Source organism: Celerinatantimonas marina, from assembly GCF_046054165.1.
In the GTDB taxonomy this organism is placed as follows: Bacteria; Pseudomonadota; Gammaproteobacteria; order Enterobacterales; family Celerinatantimonadaceae; genus Celerinatantimonas.
Genome location: NZ_JBFNXK010000005.1, coordinates 246155 through 262407 on the forward strand (window position 1 = coordinate 246155; position 16253 = coordinate 262407).

The window sequence follows — 16253 nt, forward strand, 5'->3', positions numbered from 1 at the left end:
AAGTTAAGCTTTATAATTCCCGTTTGTCTTCATCAATACGGCTCGCCACGGCACCCTGCTGATTTTTATATTTGGCATCCACTCGTTTATTGTAAGGTCGAGCTGAATGTCCGGACAGCGTTTCAAAATTAAGTGCGCCAATTGCCATTTTGGGACGCAATGCCAAAGGTAACTTACCCGAATTATAAAATTCCAGCACAATTTTGCCGGACCAGCCCGGATCAATCCGATGTGCAGTCACATGAACCATTAATCCGAGTCGTGCCAAAGAGGAACGACCATCCAACCAACCGACTAAATTATCGGGTAATGTCACTGATTCATAAGTTGCCGCTAAAGCTAATTCCCCAGGATGAAGAAAGAATGCATCACCATCGCCAATATAAATTTCATCACTCATCACTTTATGCAGCTGTTCTGTAACTTCAGCTTTTGGCCCACTCAAATCAATATATGGGGCCGTATGATCATTAAAGACTCGAAACTCATGACCCAAACGGATATCAACGGTAACTCCGCTAATCATCCCCGGCGTTGGAGCAGGCTCAATAACAATCAACCCCTCAGCCATATAACGCTCAATATCCACATCACATAAGCGCATTAACGCATCTCCCCTGAATTAGCTAATAAGTGGCGAATCCTAGTTTTTATAATCTCGATCGCAATACGGTTCTTACCTCCCCGAGGGATGATAACGTCTGCATATTCTTTGGAGGGTTCAATAAACTGCTTAAACATCGGGCGAACCGTCAGATGATACTGAGCTAAAACAGATTCCAGTGAACGTCCTCGTTCTCGTACATCACGTTCCACCCGACGAGCTAAGCAAATATCCAAAGGGGTATCCATAAAAATACTCGCATCGATTTGCTCTCGAATGGCTTCATCCGTCAACAATAGAATACCTTCTAAAATAATCACTTTAGTTGGTTTTCGAATGATGGTTTCCGGCAGCCGAGTATGTTCTTTATATGAATATTGAGGAAGGTTGATACACTGCCCAGCCTTCAATTGTTTGAGATGCTCCACCAACAATGCGTGATCCATTGATTTAGGATGATCATAATTGGTTCTGACACGTTCAGCCATTGTCATATGTGACTGGTCTTTATAATAACTGTCTTCAGCAATCACGCTGATACAATCGGCTCCAAGTTCATCACTAACTTCCTGATAAACGCTTTTCGCAAACAGGCTTTTACCTGACGCTGAGGCGCCGGCAATCCCGATCACCACACAATGAGAAGATTTCATCATATTATTTTTATATTGTTTGAGTTACATTTTATTGCATACAGCAAAGCCCCGCACGTATCTAAACGCACGGGGCCTTTACAAATCAACCGAATTACACAACTTGAATATCGATCGCTTCAGCTCTAGCAGTCGATGAAAAATACAGTCGTGTTACGAGTTGTTCAGCCAAATCCTGATAAAGCGCAGCACAATCATTCGCCAGATCCTGTAAATTATCGCCAACTTCATTGCACTGGTTTACTTGTGGATCAAACGGTAATTGTCCTAATAATGGCAGCTGTGTTGCAGAACTCAACAAACTTGCGCCATGCTCACCAAAAAGGTGATGTGATTTACCGCAGTCCGGGCACGTATAATAACTCATATTCTCGATAATTCCGAGTACCGGAACATCAACCTGTTCAAACATAGAGATACCTTTACGCGCATCCCGAACGGCTAACGATTGTGGTGTTGTTACCACAACAGACGCCGTCACTGGCATCTGTTGGGCTAAGGTCAACTGAATATCACCAGTGCCCGGAGGCATATCGATAAACAAGTAGTCCAAATCCGGCCAATTTGTTTCCTGCAATAATTGCATTAATGCTTTACTGGCCATCGGTCCCCGCCAAATGGCGGCCTGCTCAGGCGGTTGCAAAAAACCGATACTATTGGCATAAACACCATGAGCTTTTAGCGGCTCCATTGTTTTACCATCTAAAGAACTCGGTTGAGCCCCTTCAAGGCCGAGTAACAACGGAATAGATGGACCATAAATATCGGCATCGAGGATCCCGACCTTAACCCCCATTGTGGCTAATGCCGTAGCGATATTGACCGTAACAGACGATTTACCAACGCCCCCTTTAGCCGATGTAATAGCAATAATATTTTTAACCCCAGGAATAGGATTACCGGATTTCCCAGTCACTGAACGCGCACTCACTTGCGGTTGATATTCCAACTCAGGCAACCACTGAGAAAGTTGCGAAGCAACATTCAAACAGGCAAAAGGCGGCTGAAATTGCCAAGATAACCCTGTGGAAGATTTTTTCAGCCATCCGGAATCACCGATATTAACCGCCCAATATTTAGGCGTCATTTCAAATATCTTATTTTCCATTCTATTACTCAATTTCCATAGCTTGAATGTATTATACCCATTCATCACAATCAGGCGATGCCATCGCTAGGAAAAATTGCGCTGATCGGGTAGGATGACAAACATTAAATCATAGAATCACCTAATTTATTAAGCATTAGAATCAGTATGACAACAACACAACGAAAAATTCTGGTGACTAGCGCCCTGCCTTATGCCAATGGGGCGATTCATTTAGGTCACTTACTTGAGCATATCCAAACTGACATCTGGGTTCGTTTTCAGCGCCTGCGAGGCAACGAATGCTACCACATCTGTGCCGATGACGCGCACGGAACCCCGATTATGCTAAAAGCACAACAACTAGGGTTGAAGCCCGAAGCCATGATCGAACAAGTCCGGGCCCAGCATATGGCGGATTTTTCCGGTTTCCAGATTGGTTTTGATAACTACTATTCGACTCACAGTGATGAAAACCGCGAGTATTCTCAACACATTTATCGCATGTTACGCGATAATGGATATATTCAATCTCGCACGATTTCACAACTTTATGATCCTGAAAAAGAGATGTTTTTACCGGATCGATTTGTCAAAGGGACCTGCCCTAATTGCGGTTCTGACGACCAGTATGGCGATAACTGCGACAGCTGCGGCGCAACATACAGCCCCATAGAGCTCAAAAATCCACGCTCCGTTGTATCCGGTGCCACGCCAGTTATGCGTGATTCAGAACACTATTTTTTCGATTTACCAGCCTTTGAGCAGATGCTAAAAGCATGGATTGATTCTGGAGCGCTTCAATCCGGGGTGGCCAATAAATTACATGAATGGTTTGAACAGGGCCTGCAGCAATGGGACATCAGCCGAGATGCACCTTACTTTGGTTTTGAAATCCCCGACGCACCCGGTAAATATTTTTATGTATGGCTGGATGCACCTATTGGTTATATGGGATCGTTTAAAAACTACTGCGACAGTCACAATGTCGATTTTGATGCATTCTGGAATAAAGATTCAACCGCTGAAGTGTATCACTTCATTGGCAAAGATATTGTTTACTTCCACGGATTATTCTGGCCAGCGATGTTAGATGGTGCCGGTTATCGGAAACCCACCAATTTATTCGTACACGGTTATGTCACCGTAAATGGCGAAAAAATGTCCAAATCAAAAGGGACATTTATTCAAGCCAGTACCTATCTTAAACATCTCAATCCAAGTTATCTGCGTTACTATTACGCGGCTAAACTTAATAATCGCATCGATGACCTTGATCTGAATCTGGAAGATTTCGCACAGCGTGTAAACTCTGATTTGATTGGTAAAGTCATTAATATTGCCAGCCGTACCGCAGGTTTCATCCATAAACGTTTTGATGGCAAATTATCCTCGGACGTCATTGCTCCTGAATTACTCGCAAGTTTTGTAGAAAATCAGCATTCAATCGCTGAGCTTTTTGAACAACGTGAGTTCGGTAAAGCGATCCGCGAAATTATGGCGCTGGCCGATAAAGCGAATCAGTTCATTGCAGAGCAAGCTCCATGGCAGCTTGTCAAAGAAGAAGCGACTCTTGAGCAGGCGCATCAGGTTTGTTCACTTTCTTTGGAACTATTCCGGATCTTAGTGACTTACTTAAAACCAGTACTCCCTGATTTAGCTGCACAAACAGAAGAACTATTACAAACCGAATTGACTTGGGATAACCTCTCCAATGCCATTTTTGGCCAATCCATCTCAAAATTCAAACCGCTCCTACAGCGTGTAGAAATGGAGCATATCCAAGCCATGATCGAAAGTTCAAAAGAAGATCTGGCTAAAATGCAGGCCCCTGCTCCTGCACAAAAAACACCTTTAGATGAAGACCCAATTGCAGAAACCATCGATTATGATGATTTTGCTAAAGTTGATCTCCGAGTAGCTCGTATTATTAAAGCGGAACATGTTCCCGAAGCGAATAAGCTCCTTAAATTGCAGCTTGATTTAGGCGGAGAAACACGCCAGGTTTTCGCAGGCATTAAATCAGCGTATAAACCCGAAGATTTGGAAGGTCGATTAACCGTGATGGTGGCTAACTTAGCACCAAGGAAAATGCGATTTGGCCTTTCAGAAGGGATGATTGCTGCCGCTGGCCCTGGAGGAAAAGACATTTGGTTGTTATCTCCGGATGAAGGTGCCGAACCGGGAATGCGGATTAAATAACGTCGCGCATGATGGCATTCATGCCCTAAACGGTATTCTGAAAATGCCAGTCATTATAAAAATGACTGGCATTTTTATATTCCTGAGGTCATCTCGATAGATGCTCAGAGAAGAGCTGGAAGTACATATTCCCCCATTTCAGCAATCACTTCCGCAGCGGGTCTGCGTGAAGGCTTAAGATTCAGCGCAATATGTCGCACGCCAAGCTCTCTATGGCGCATTAAACGCTCAACTAGCGCATTGCGTCCAATTCTAACGACATTATAAAAACGCTGATAAGGCGCATTTGGATTGGCATCCAAATCAAAAAATGTAGCATAACCGTATTGAGGCACAGGACCATCTCCTGCCGCTTCTTTTAAATGGCCCAAAATATCTTGAATCGCCCGTTCGTCATCAACAGACCATATCCAAGCATCCACATTTTTAGCCAACCATTCGATAGGTTGACGAGAACGTCCAACAGCCATGATCGGTAATCGCCCATGCACCGGCTTAGGATGCAAATCAAGATTGCCGCTTAAATGACCATAGTATTGTGTTTTTATCTGAGGAAATTGTTCACGGTGCAGTTGGTTAATCACAGCAACCGACTCTCGATACAATTCGGCACGTTTATCAAAATCAATCCCAAAAGCGGGATATTCCACCGCTCTATCGCCTGTGGAAAGGCCCAGAACAAAACGTCCGCCAGTGAGCCAATCTACCGATGCGGATTGCTTAGCAACTGAAATAGGATCACGTAACGGGAGTACAATCCCAGCAGTCCCCAAAGTAATTTCATGGGTCACTGCAGATAAATAGCCCGCATACACAAATGGGTCAAGGATCTGAGCTGCATCCCCAAAATTGGGATCATAAAAAGGAACATCCCGGACCCAAATACTGGCAAAACCGGCCTGTTCAGCCAACTGTGCTATGTGCAAATGTTCTTTCAACGAGGGAAACGGGGAACTTGGATAAGCCTCTAAGGGCGTTAATAACCCAATTGAGAGCTGGTTATCAGAAAAAACACGTTGAAAGCTTGTGGGTAATAATGGTCGTTTACTTTTATCCATAGTATTCCTGCGACGATCAATTTACATTTTTACACTCTCTATTTTTAAATAATTAGAGAGACTGTTCAGGCCATACCACATCTAATTCACTATGTGAGATTCGCCATTCGCCGTTTACACGAATATACTGATCGACATAGTGGCCTAAAAGTAAGAATGGATGCTGGGATTGATCTCGATCCGTCACAAAATCTAACAAATAACAGCTACCTGATGCTTTATTTTCATCAATTAAAGTAATTTCATGATTCGTAACCGCATGTACAAATGGAAAGTGAGCACGTTTTTTGGTATCAAATGTACGATAAGCATTCTTTAGGCTTTCTTTTATCTCCGCCAGCCCCTTCATAGACCCGACGGTAACTTTCACTTCTGCATCCTCTGTAAAAACCTCCCCCATTCTTTCAGCTTGATCACTATCCAGTAACCGACTGTAAAGCAGCCTGAGCGCCCGGATCTCTTCGCGATCGATAAGAGCATTAATACGTTTGTTGTCAACCATGTTATATCTCCAATATGGGTTCTGGATCGGTTTATTCATATCACGGAGATATTGTATTAGGCTTATATAAAATGATAATGTAGTTTAAATTCCATTTATTGCATCCTAACATTCCATAATGAAAGTTAATGAAACTCAATTTTCTGGTGTGATTGAATATGTCGAAACGCTAAAAGCGGGATCATTTACGGCTGCGGGAGAACGTCTGGGATTAACAGGCTCTGCGGTCGGAAAAAGCATTACCCGATTAGAAAAAAAGCTGGGCACCAAGTTATTGCACCGAACCACCCGCAGTTTGACCCCCACCCCAGAAGGGCAACGTTATTTTGAAGGCTGGATAGCCATCTTAGATGAAATAGACAGTTTAGAACAAGGGGTGGTCGCTGGCAGTATTCAGGTTTCGGGAAGTTTGAATGTCCACTTGCCCGCTGCTTTTGGCCGAAGACATGTCATGCCATTGCTTTTAGATTTAACGAGAAAATATCCAAATTTAGATCTGACGGTAGCCTTCAGTGAAAGACGTATTAACCTGATTGATGAAGGGGTTGATCTCGTTGTTCGTATCGGAACTCTCGAAGATGATGCCGATTTAATCGCACGTCGTTTAGGACAACAGCGACTGGTCGTATGTGCGAGTCCAGATTATCTTAAAAAGAAAGGGACCCCCAAATTAGTCACTGAACTCACCGAGCATGATTGCATTGTCGGAGAACAGCGCAGTAGTCAACCCGCATGGCTGTTCCGCCGCTCCAATGGGGAAAGCTTTTCACAAATAGTTCATGGACGATATCGTTTTAGTGATGGTGACGCGATGCTATCAGCCGTCCTTGACGGCATGGGTATTTCGCAGTTACCCACTTGGCTTATCAATGAACACTTGGCAACAGGGGCACTCGTCACAGTACTAAATGAATATGCAGGTGCAGAGATGCCAATCTATGCCGTCTGGCCTCGTTCTCGTTACTTAAAACCAAGGCAGCGAGTTGTCATTAATGCACTTGTAGAAAATGCTGAAATTTCAACATCCGTTTATCAACTGTAATAAAAATAATAGGGTCAATTATCAATATTAGGCCCTCTTCTATATTGAAACGGAGACTCCCGGGGGGGGATCTTTCGTGATTGAGTTTTGTTCAGATTCAACACATTTTGGGCGCCATGCCGTCTATGAATGAAATAAATAGGAGGAACTACATGACCCCAAAGGCCACATTTGAGGCTTTTTAATATATTAAATTTACTTAAAAATAACTCTCTTCCAAACTACATCAAACAGATATTAATCATAGAGCGATAAAGCCATCTGTACTCTTTGGGAATATCAGATCATCTATCGATAGGATAGTGATATCATAAATCTGTTTATAATCATTGTTATGGGGTTCACATGAGAATTTTACACACCATGCTCCGTGTCGGAGATCTACAGCGATCCATTCAATTCTATACAGATGTCATGGGCATGACCTTATTACGGCAGAGTGAAAATACTGAATATAAATATACGCTTGCATTTGTTGGCTATGCAGAAGAAACCGAACAAGCGGTACTAGAATTGACCTATAATTGGGGTACAGATCATTATGCTCTGGGTGACGCATACGGCCATATTGCTATTGAAGTTGATGATATTCATGCCACTTGTGAAAATATCCGTCAACAGGGGGGACAAATCACCCGCGAACCCGGCCCCGTTAAAGGGGGAACAACCGTGATTGCTTTTGTTCGTGATCCCGATAATTATTCAATCGAGTTAATTGAAAAAAAAGGGGCTGGTAAAGGTCTGGGATAATCAATTCTAGAGAAGATAACGGGAAATCTTCGTCCTACCCGTTATCTTTTCCCAGAGAAATCACGACACGTCGGTTCCTTTCTCGACCTAGCAGCGTTTCATTAGAAGCAATAAAATTTTTCTCACCAAACCCCGTAACCTGAACTTTATCAGCCTGAACCCCTTGTGAAACAAAGAATTTTTTAACGGATTCCGCTCGTTTCTCAGATAATTTCTGGTTGGTATAACGCCCCCCATAACTATCGGTATAGCCATCAATTACAATCATATTGATATCTTTATCATATTTCACATAATTACTGACCCGCGCTAATTTTTGTTTGGATTCCTTAGTTAATTGATCACTGTTTTGCTGATAATTCAATACAGTAAATGCAATGTCATTAAATGAATATGGCAGCAATTGCCCAACACACTGAATAAACTGATTATAATTATTATGAAAATTAATCGAGGACAGGCCAACCGCAGTGGCTCCCCCCGCGGAATACCAGTCATTGAAATAAAATGTCGGGAAATTCCCATTATCGAGTTCAGAAAGCATCTGCCATGCAGGCTGATCACGCACATTCCCATCAAATTGTTGATAGAAATTCAGCTGCGCCACATTCTTCGCTGAACGTCCAGGCCGCCAGGGGGGTGGAACGCTACGCAGCAATACCTTATGCGTAACAGCAGGCAAACGGCGCATATCCAGAGAAAAATCCAAATTAATGTGGCTACTTGCCGTACTCGTAAAATGCGCGACACCGAATGCAGGAATAACATGATCCAACTGACAATTTAAAGGTGTTGATTCAGAAACAACCCACGTTGAATCGTCCATCGGAGCCTGATACAAGCGCAGCCCACTACTGGCATTCACTAATGTCGACAAACAAGCACTACAAATAAATAATCGTCGCTTCATAAGGCCTCACCTAATCCTATATGGCTTTATCGACCAAATTAGAAAAAGCTTTAAACAAATTCCACTCTGTGCCCTCATTTGTAATAATAGTGAGACGTACCTTTAATCTCATGACTCATGACTGACCAACCTGATTCTTTTTTAACCGGCCGTTTCCGCGGCTATTACCCTGTCGTTATCGACGTTGAAACCGCAGGCTTTAATGCCAAAACAGATGCATTACTCGAAATTGCAGCCTGCCTCATTGATATAGATGCCAATAAGCAACTCAAAGTAGCCTCAACCTACCACTTTCATGTAAACCCATTTGAAGGCGCAAATCTTGAGCAAAGTGCTTTAGACTTTACCGGAATTGACCCATATAACCCATTGCGAGAAGCGGTTGATGAAGATTATGCTTTAAAAGAAATCTTTAAAGGCGTCCGTAAACAGCTAAAATTACATAACTGCAAACGTGCCGTTATGGTCGCACATAATGCAGCCTTCGACATGGGATTTTTAAATGCCGCCGTAGAACGCAGCCATATAAAACGCAATCCATTCCATCCATTTGTCAGCTTTGATACCACCTCCTTAAGTGCCTTAGCACTAGGACAAACGGTATTAGCCAAAGCTTGCCAAACAGCAAACATCGAATTTGATCACAATGAAGCACACAGTGCACTTTATGATAGTAGCAAAACAGCAGAATTATTCTGTTATATCGTCAATCGTTGGCAAGCTTTAGGTGGCTGGCCTTTAAGCGACCAAAAACATCTGGTTTCAACCGACTAAAACATTGATAATAGCGCTTCTCTCAATTCTATCGGCTAGCTTCTGAGGTTTATTTTTTTGAGCACTGGTATTGATTTTAAACAACTAAAGCCAGATTTTTCATCTTGGCTTCCTTATCAAAACGATACAGCACCTTATGCCCAATTGCAGGCTCAATTTGTAGATGCTTTTCAATTTTTTTGTTCCCAATCAGACAAGCACCTGATGCTGGTTCAAGCTCCCGTATTTTGTGAACCAGAACCACTCTTGAAGGCAACCTACCCATCTCAGGCTAAATCACAAACCATTTTATATGAACAGCAACACGGCTATTTTGAGTTAGCGACTCAAGCCTCCTCTGCAAGTGGTAGAAAATGGATTTTTGACGAATCACTCTTCACTCAATATGTGATTGCAGAGCATTTTGCTCCAGAAGCTTTATTTGGCTCAATCCCTTCCCGTCTGGAACAAGGGACCTTGATAACGGATATCGAGCAATACCATCCGGGACAAATTGCACTCGCCAATCATGGAATTTGGGTTGTTTATGCTCGAGACATTTTGGAGCAACCACAACTATGGCAACAGCTGCTCACCTGTGTACAAACCGGACAATTACAACCACAAGACTTAACTTCAAAATCCTCTTATGGAGTAGCATTTGATGCCATTCCACTGTACTTAAAAGTTGTGATCTGGGGAGAAAGTAATGAGCTGGAACAACTCTTGGAGTTATCTCCTCGGTTATGGTATCAAGCTGCTATAAAATGTGAATTAAATGAAGAAGTTAAAGCAAACCAGGCTAATGTAAATGCTTGGTTGAGTGAGTTAAATCAGTATAGTCCACAGATTTTGACCAGCGACATTGAATTACAGCAATTATTACTCCAGTTAGCCAGCCGACGTAGTGAACATAACCAATACCTGGCACTGGATTTTTCACCCATTGTACAATTGATTGCTCATGCAGCATTACAGCACTCTGAAATAACAGCACAATCACTCAAACAAGTTCTCACACAGCATGTCCATTATCGAAATGGTGAGTGGAAATGGTCGCAGCGTAGTTATATCGACAGACAAATTAAAATTGATTTACATGGTCAACAAATCGGTCAGATTAACGGACTGTCTGTATTGGAAACTCCGGGGATCAGTTGCTCTTTCGGAGAACCGATGCGAATTACCGCAACCGTTCATCTAGGTGAAGGTGACTTATCGGATGTGGAAAGAAAAGCAGAGCTTGCGGGGAATATCCATGCAAAATCAATGATGATTATTCAAGGATATCTCAGTCAACAGTTTGCCCGAGATGGTCATTTTCCATTAGCGGGTACTCTCGTTTTCGAGCAATCCTATCATGAGATAGATGGGGATAGTGCTTCACTCGCCTCTTTGATTGCTATTTTATCGTCATTATCAGGTTTACCTATTGATCAATCATTTGCAACAACAGGAGCGATTGACCAGTTAGGGAATGTCCTCGCGGTCGGTGGAATTAATGAAAAAATTGAAGGCTTTTTTCAGGTCTGCCAGCTCATCGATCCACAAAACCGCCACTCGATTATCATTCCTGCGGCAAATTTACTACAATTAAACCTCAGCGATGATGTGGTTACTGCTGTAGAAATGCAGATTTTTACCATTCATGCCATTGAACGTGTCGAACAGGCGCTTGAGCTTCTTTTCAATCAACCCGCAGGTTCAACAAAAGCAGGCGCTGGGATCTTAGGTCAAATAGATAAAAGAGCTCAATTTTTTTATCAAAATGAAAATGATGATGAACGATCAAGTCTTCTTGCTTGTCTATTTAAATGGTTAAAAAAACGCGGATGAAAGGTTGTTTCAACCTCGGGACTCCGTTAAAGTACTCGCAATTTTTGGAATTATTAATCTATTATGTCAGAGCAACCAAAATCACAAAAAGAATTAGGAAAGACTAGTTTCAGTCGGGATGAACTACTCGCATGTAGCCAGGGAGAATTATTTGGTGAAGGAAATAGCCAACTCCCCGCGCCCAATATGCTGATGATGGATCGTATTGCACATATCTCTGACGAAGGTGGTTTATACGGTAAAGGTGAAATTATTGCAGAGCTGGATATTCATGACGACCTGTGGTTCTTCGGCTGTCATTTTCCAGGCGACCCAGTTATGCCAGGCTGTTTAGGTTTAGATGCGATGTGGCAGTTAGTCGGCTTCTTCTTAGGATGGCAAGGCGGTCCAGGCAAAGGCCGTGCTTTGGGCGTTGGTGAAGTTAAATTTACGGGCCAAGTTCTCCCAACCGCACAAAAAGTAACTTATCGAATCGACTTTAAACGCGTAATTAATCGCAAATTGGTGATGGGAATCGCTGATGGCCGAGTTGAAGTTGATGGTCGAGAAATTTATAGCGCTAAAGATCTAAAAGTCGGTTTATTTAAAGATACAAGTGCATTTTAACGAGATAACCACTTGTATCTTTAACACCATGAGCCCGGGATTTCCGGGCTTTTTATTAATCCGTCATACCGCCGCTTCGTTCTCCAAACGCGTCACGCCATCCACCAAACCAATGCCCCCGAGCATCAGCCCCAAAATAAGGACAACTGTCTTTTGAACGTCCTGCCAACCCGGCCTGATAACCTTTGGAACGAGCTCGTTCTAAGCGATCGCGTTTTTGTCTTTTCATAGAGCAACCCTCTTGGTGGTAGTCATTAAAAAAGCAGAAGGTGAATTCACCTTCTGCTTTTACTATCGCCAAATATGAATCGTTCGTCAAAGACTAAAATTCAAAGCATAATTTAACTAGTTGATCTTTTTATGACGCTTTAAAAGTTTCTCTACGTTTCGTGATGAATCTCACAAACGCTGCAGGAATTAGCAATAAGACCAACCAACCAGCTGCACCGCCGGAACGACTATAACTTCCTGTACTCGCTTCATATGATGGACAAGATGACAATGTCGTATTGTCCGGTGCTGAGGTCCCGGCATGATAGAGCCGTAACAACACAGGGGTTGCGTTATTTCTATCGATATAGTCATCCTCTGACGCATATTTATACCCCGAGGCCAGCACGTAATAACCATCAGAAGTACTATTTTCAACAACAGAACGAGCAGACTCAATGCGGTAATAAGGGCGCATCGCCACATTTGAATCATTCTCATAGCAGGTCAAACTTTCTAATGACCACTCATGATCTTCCCCGCTACTTTCACTATCCCCCATATATCCCAGCACATCAAATAGAAATGCCTGTTGTCGACGCCGAATCCCGTTATACGCTGTTATATTCTCAGCATCACGCTTCCCGACGGCATAACCCAACGTATGTTCAATCGCAACAATTTGGTTACTTGCGCCATTAAAAGGGCTATCTCTTAGTGGCCAACGAACGGTTCCAGACACATTTTCACCACTAGGCGATAAAGCCCCCGCGGTCAACGGGATCTGACTAATAAAAAAGTTAACCGCTTGGTTATGATCACTGGATACATCACTGGTAGTCAGTCGCTCATTACCAACAACGTAAATATTCGAGCTAATCGGATTGGTTAAATCTGTAGCCCACTGATCCCGGACATCGTTATCATCATCATTTCCAACTAAATCAGTACCTGATAACACATACCGATTAGCGGTCGTCCCATCATAGGTATACAACACGGCCCGCACATAGCCATCCAGATCTCCTCGACCATCTGCATACGTGCTATATCCGGCAAAAATGCCATTATTTGATGAGGCTAATGCTGCTGCCGAATAGTTAGTACTAGAATCCTCCCGATGTAGCCAGTCACTGCTCAACAAAGTTGCACTCGCTGTCGTACTATTGCCCGCCGTAAAAGATACCGAACTCAAATTCCAAGCACTCGCCTGAGTTGAAAAGCCTGGGCATACCCGATAATCACCATTACTAAAATTACTGCCATCCTCTCTCCGGTAACAGTCTTCAAAATGGTTATCATCATCGTTATCAAAATTATCACTGACACCAGAGAGTCCTAAAGCCGTCAGGTTGCCATTACTGTCAGTTCCCAATGCATAACTAGCCGATACCCCTCCGCCATAAGATGCAGGAGCATAAGATGGGGTTAACGTAATATGGTATGTGCCATCGAGCGATTCAACGAATCCTTTAGGAGTAGATCGATTATTTGGGTCAAAATCATAACCAGTCACCCAATAGGTCGTTACACCACCAATAGATAGCTGTGTTGGGCTAATGGATGTAATCCGGGTGTCATGATCATCACTCGTCACACTATTGATATAGACCTTCGATAGAACACTGTTTCCCGAACCATCGCTTAATACATTGAAAAAAGTAGAATCAAATCCGGTGACGCCAGTAGAGGATGCCGAACTTAAATCTGAACTTCTCAGTCCAAATAACCAGCTGGAATAACCACTCCCCGCATTAAATGCCCCCTCGAGCGCATTTCGATAATCATCGCCAAAACCATCATTGGCACCATCCGCACCACTCCAGTAAAGATCACATACCGTATCAGCGTATTGACACTCGTAGGCGAATGAATAAGGCTGATTCATATCGTAATAACTGAATGGAGAACGCATCCGCATGGCATTACCGACCACATAATTGCCTTGGTTGGTTATACCCGCACCGGTTATCTCATGATTTGCATTTGCAAGAGCATCGGCTTGATCAATGCCGATCTCCTCAACCGTAAAATAAGGGGCCACCGCAGCGGCATAACTCTCCGTACAGACAAGGGCTGCCCCAAGAGGCCAATAGCGCAATAAATTTTTTAACATCATTGATTTTTTAATTCTTCCAGTTCTTCCCAACGATTAAACAAATGTTCCAGCAATGCTTCTGATTCAGAAAGTTGCTGCAGCACAGCCTGGGTCACTTCCGCATCCTGCGAAAAAAACTCAGCGCTATTCACCTGTTCCTGAAGTATTTCAAGTTGTTTCTCAGCTTCGGCAATCTGATCGGGTAACCCTTCTAACTCACGCTGTAATTTATAGGATAATTTCCCTTGGTTACGCGATCGTTTTTCGACCGTTTTCTTAGATTTAGCAACCTCTTCAACCGAAACTTCAAGCGCTTGCTGTCGCTCCAACTGGAGTTGTAAATCTTGATATCCCCCGACGGACTTTTCAATTTGTCCATCCCCGGCGAAATACCAAACCTGTGTGACGGTATTATCAATAAAAGCCCTATCATGGCTTACTAAAAATAATGTTCCCTGGTAATTGGCAATTAATTCTTCTAAAAGTTCCAACGTCTCCACATCAAGATCGTTGGTAGGTTCATCCAAAACGAGTAAATTGGCTGATTTTAAAAATAATCTGGCTAGTAATAAACGATTTTTTTCGCCTCCCGAAAGAGCTTTAACAGGTGTAAAAGCCCGCTTGGGAGGAAATAGAAAATCTTGTAAATAACCGAGGACGTGGCGAGTCTGACCATTGACTTCTATGTCTTGCTTTCCATCAGCTAAGTTATCCATTACTGTTTTTTCAGGATCTAACGTCTGCCGATATTGATCAAAATAAGCAACTTCCAACTTGGTCCCGCAACGCAATATTCCCTGCGTTGGCTCTAACTGTCCCAATAGCAGTTTAAGCAATGTTGATTTACCACTGCCATTCGGTCCCACTAACGCAATTTTATCACCACGTAATACTTGGAAATTAAACGCTTTGAGAATGGTCTTATCACCATATTCAAAACCTAAATTTTCGCCTTCAAATACCAGCTTGCCAGAACGCTGACTCATATCCATCTGCATTTTGGAAACGCCCTGACGTTCGACCCGATCCTGTCGCTCCTGACGCAATGCTTTTAAGGCCCTGACTCGGCCTTCATTACGCGTTCTTCGAGCTTTAATCCCCTGCCGGATCCAAGCTTCCTCTTCTGCTAATTTTTTATCAAATTGATCGTTTTTTTCAGCTTCGACTCGAAGCCATTCGGCTTTCCCTTCAATATATTGCTGATAGCTTCCAGGCCATGATGTCAAAACACCCCGATCAATATCAACAATACGGGTAGCCAGACGCTGAATAAAGGCTCGGTCATGACTAATAAAGACAATAGTCCCCGAGAAGCCTAATAAAAATTCTTCCAACCATTTAATGGTATCGACATCCAGATGGTTGGTCGGTTCATCTAATAACAGCAAATCCGGTTGACATGCTAACGCCTGCGCCAGAGCCACTTTTCGAAGCCAGCCCCCTGAAAGCCCTCGCAAAGATTGCTGTGGATCTAACCCTAACCAAGAGATTGCTTTATTCACCTGAGTATCAAAGGTCCAACCATCTTGTGCTTCAATCTGTTGCTGCAGGGAAGCTAATCGATCTAATACCTTTTCACTCTGATCCGTGGCCGCCTGAACACTCAACTGATAAAAATCCCGTAGAATCTGGCCTAATTCAGCATGCCCACTTGCCACATAGTCATATACGGTTTGATCAGAGGCGGCTGGAGGATCTTGTTGTAATCTGGCAATCACAACATCATTTACAACCTGCCGTTGTCCTGAATCCAACTGAACATTCCCAGCTAGAACCTGAAGCAGGGTACTTTTCCCGGCCCCATTTCGCCCGACCAAACAAACCCGTTCCTGCTTATGGATCTGTAAATTGGCTCGGTCTAATAAAGGATGATCGCCATAGGCTAACATCGCATCCTGTAAACTAATTAACACGTTGATATCTCAATTTATATAATTGTCAG

General features: G+C 43.1%; 15 protein-coding genes. 6 read left to right on the forward strand and 9 right to left on the reverse strand.

The genetic code is table 11. The annotated features are described in order from the left end of the window. Positions 1 to 10 precede the first annotated feature (10 nt). The 3 genes from dcd to apbC all read right to left on the reverse strand — a co-directional run bounded on the left by dcd (position 11) and on the right by apbC (position 2365). Positions 11 to 604 (reverse strand): dCTP deaminase, encoded by a 594-nt coding sequence (gene dcd / locus ABUE20_RS07680; protein WP_408619295.1) that lies wholly within the window; start codon positions 602 to 604, stop codon positions 11 to 13. Then, on the reverse strand, positions 604 to 1257 hold the full coding sequence (gene udk / locus ABUE20_RS07685; RefSeq protein ID WP_408619327.1) for a uridine kinase: 654 nt from the start codon (positions 1255 to 1257) through the stop codon (positions 604 to 606). The genes dcd and udk overlap by 1 nt, the downstream gene beginning before the upstream one ends. Before the next feature lie 94 nt (positions 1258 to 1351). Beyond that, on the reverse strand, positions 1352 to 2365 hold the full coding sequence (apbC, locus tag ABUE20_RS07690) for an iron-sulfur cluster carrier protein ApbC (RefSeq protein WP_408619296.1): 1014 nt from the start codon (positions 2363 to 2365) through the stop codon (positions 1352 to 1354). A 147-nt stretch (positions 2366 to 2512) separates the two neighbouring features. Here apbC and metG point away from each other — a divergent pair, with 147 nt between their 5' ends. Then, the gene (metG, locus tag ABUE20_RS07695; protein ID WP_408619297.1) at positions 2513 to 4546 is read left to right on the forward strand and encodes a methionine--tRNA ligase; all 2034 of its coding nucleotides are present in this window, start codon (positions 2513 to 2515) and stop codon (positions 4544 to 4546) included. A 104-nt stretch (positions 4547 to 4650) separates the two neighbouring features. On the opposite strand, the gene ABUE20_RS07700 is transcribed toward metG, so the two are convergent. Both ABUE20_RS07700 and ABUE20_RS07705 read right to left on the reverse strand, forming a co-directional pair. After that, the gene (locus tag ABUE20_RS07700; RefSeq protein ID WP_408619298.1) at positions 4651 to 5604 is read right to left on the reverse strand and encodes an LLM class oxidoreductase; all 954 of its coding nucleotides are present in this window, start codon (positions 5602 to 5604) and stop codon (positions 4651 to 4653) included. 52 nt (positions 5605 to 5656) lie between these two features. Then, on the reverse strand, positions 5657 to 6106 hold the full coding sequence (locus tag ABUE20_RS07705) for a nuclear transport factor 2 family protein (RefSeq protein ID WP_408619299.1): 450 nt from the start codon (positions 6104 to 6106) through the stop codon (positions 5657 to 5659). 118 nt (positions 6107 to 6224) lie between these two features. Here ABUE20_RS07705 and ABUE20_RS07710 point away from each other — a divergent pair, with 118 nt between their 5' ends. Together ABUE20_RS07710 and gloA are read left to right on the forward strand one after the other, a co-directional pair. Beyond that, positions 6225 to 7148, forward strand: coding sequence for a LysR family transcriptional regulator (locus ABUE20_RS07710; RefSeq protein ID WP_408619300.1), 924 nt, complete (start codon positions 6225 to 6227; stop codon positions 7146 to 7148). A gap of 345 nt (positions 7149 to 7493) precedes the next feature. After that, positions 7494 to 7898, forward strand: coding sequence for a lactoylglutathione lyase (gene gloA, locus ABUE20_RS07715; RefSeq protein ID WP_408619301.1), 405 nt, complete (start codon positions 7494 to 7496; stop codon positions 7896 to 7898). A gap of 34 nt (positions 7899 to 7932) precedes the next feature. On the opposite strand, the gene ABUE20_RS07720 is transcribed toward gloA, so the two are convergent. Next, complete coding sequence (locus ABUE20_RS07720; protein WP_408619302.1) at positions 7933 to 8808, reverse strand: flagellar protein MotY; 876 nt, start codon at positions 8806 to 8808, stop codon at positions 7933 to 7935. 117 nt (positions 8809 to 8925) lie between these two features. Here ABUE20_RS07720 and rnt point away from each other — a divergent pair, with 117 nt between their 5' ends. The 3 genes from rnt to fabA all read left to right on the forward strand — a co-directional run bounded on the left by rnt (position 8926) and on the right by fabA (position 12003). Beyond that, positions 8926 to 9582, forward strand: a complete 657-nt coding sequence (rnt, locus tag ABUE20_RS07725) for a ribonuclease T (protein ID WP_408619303.1) — start codon at positions 8926 to 8928, stop codon at positions 9580 to 9582. A gap of 57 nt (positions 9583 to 9639) precedes the next feature. Continuing rightward, positions 9640 to 11397, forward strand: coding sequence for an AAA family ATPase (locus ABUE20_RS07730; protein WP_408619304.1), 1758 nt, complete (start codon positions 9640 to 9642; stop codon positions 11395 to 11397). Between the two features lie 63 nt (positions 11398 to 11460). Beyond that, on the forward strand, positions 11461 to 12003 hold the full coding sequence (gene fabA, locus ABUE20_RS07735; protein WP_408619305.1) for a 3-hydroxyacyl-[acyl-carrier-protein] dehydratase FabA: 543 nt from the start codon (positions 11461 to 11463) through the stop codon (positions 12001 to 12003). Between the two features lie 55 nt (positions 12004 to 12058). Here the strand turns inward: fabA and rmf are convergent, their stop codons facing one another. From rmf to uup, 3 genes are all read right to left on the reverse strand, one after another. Next, a complete protein-coding gene (gene rmf, locus ABUE20_RS07740; protein ID WP_408619306.1) occupies positions 12059 to 12232 on the reverse strand; it encodes a ribosome modulation factor in 174 nt (57 codons plus the stop codon). 129 nt (positions 12233 to 12361) lie between these two features. Then, a complete protein-coding gene (locus ABUE20_RS07745) occupies positions 12362 to 14332 on the reverse strand; it encodes a DUF3466 family protein (RefSeq protein WP_408619307.1) in 1971 nt (656 codons plus the stop codon). Next, positions 14329 to 16224, reverse strand: coding sequence for an ATP-binding cassette ATPase Uup (uup, locus tag ABUE20_RS07750; protein WP_408619308.1), 1896 nt, complete (start codon positions 16222 to 16224; stop codon positions 14329 to 14331). The genes ABUE20_RS07745 and uup overlap by 4 nt, the downstream gene beginning before the upstream one ends. Positions 16225 to 16253: the final 29 nt, after the last annotated feature.

Excerpts from the sequence above, each read along its gene's own strand:
- dcd (WP_408619295.1), bottom strand. The coding sequence starts at position 604 with ATGCGCTTATGTGATGTGGATATTGAGCGTTATATGGCTGAGGGGTTG.
- udk (WP_408619327.1), bottom strand. The coding sequence starts at position 1,257 with ATGAAATCTTCTCATTGTGTGGTGATCGGGATTGCCGGCGCCTCAGCG.
- apbC (WP_408619296.1), bottom strand. The coding sequence starts at position 2,365 with ATGGAAAATAAGATATTTGAAATGACGCCTAAATATTGGGCGGTTAAT.
- metG (WP_408619297.1), top strand. The coding sequence starts at position 2,513 with ATGACAACAACACAACGAAAAATTCTGGTGACTAGCGCCCTGCCTTAT.
- ABUE20_RS07700 (WP_408619298.1), bottom strand. The coding sequence starts at position 5,604 with ATGGATAAAAGTAAACGACCATTATTACCCACAAGCTTTCAACGTGTT.
- ABUE20_RS07705 (WP_408619299.1), bottom strand. The coding sequence starts at position 6,106 with ATGGTTGACAACAAACGTATTAATGCTCTTATCGATCGCGAAGAGATC.
- ABUE20_RS07710 (WP_408619300.1), top strand. The coding sequence starts at position 6,225 with ATGAAAGTTAATGAAACTCAATTTTCTGGTGTGATTGAATATGTCGAA.
- gloA (WP_408619301.1), top strand. The coding sequence starts at position 7,494 with ATGAGAATTTTACACACCATGCTCCGTGTCGGAGATCTACAGCGATCC.
- ABUE20_RS07720 (WP_408619302.1), bottom strand. The coding sequence starts at position 8,808 with ATGAAGCGACGATTATTTATTTGTAGTGCTTGTTTGTCGACATTAGTG.
- rnt (WP_408619303.1), top strand. The coding sequence starts at position 8,926 with ATGACTGACCAACCTGATTCTTTTTTAACCGGCCGTTTCCGCGGCTAT.
- fabA (WP_408619305.1), top strand. The coding sequence starts at position 11,461 with ATGTCAGAGCAACCAAAATCACAAAAAGAATTAGGAAAGACTAGTTTC.
- rmf (WP_408619306.1), bottom strand. The coding sequence starts at position 12,232 with ATGAAAAGACAAAAACGCGATCGCTTAGAACGAGCTCGTTCCAAAGGT.
- ABUE20_RS07745 (WP_408619307.1), bottom strand. The coding sequence starts at position 14,332 with ATGATGTTAAAAAATTTATTGCGCTATTGGCCTCTTGGGGCAGCCCTT.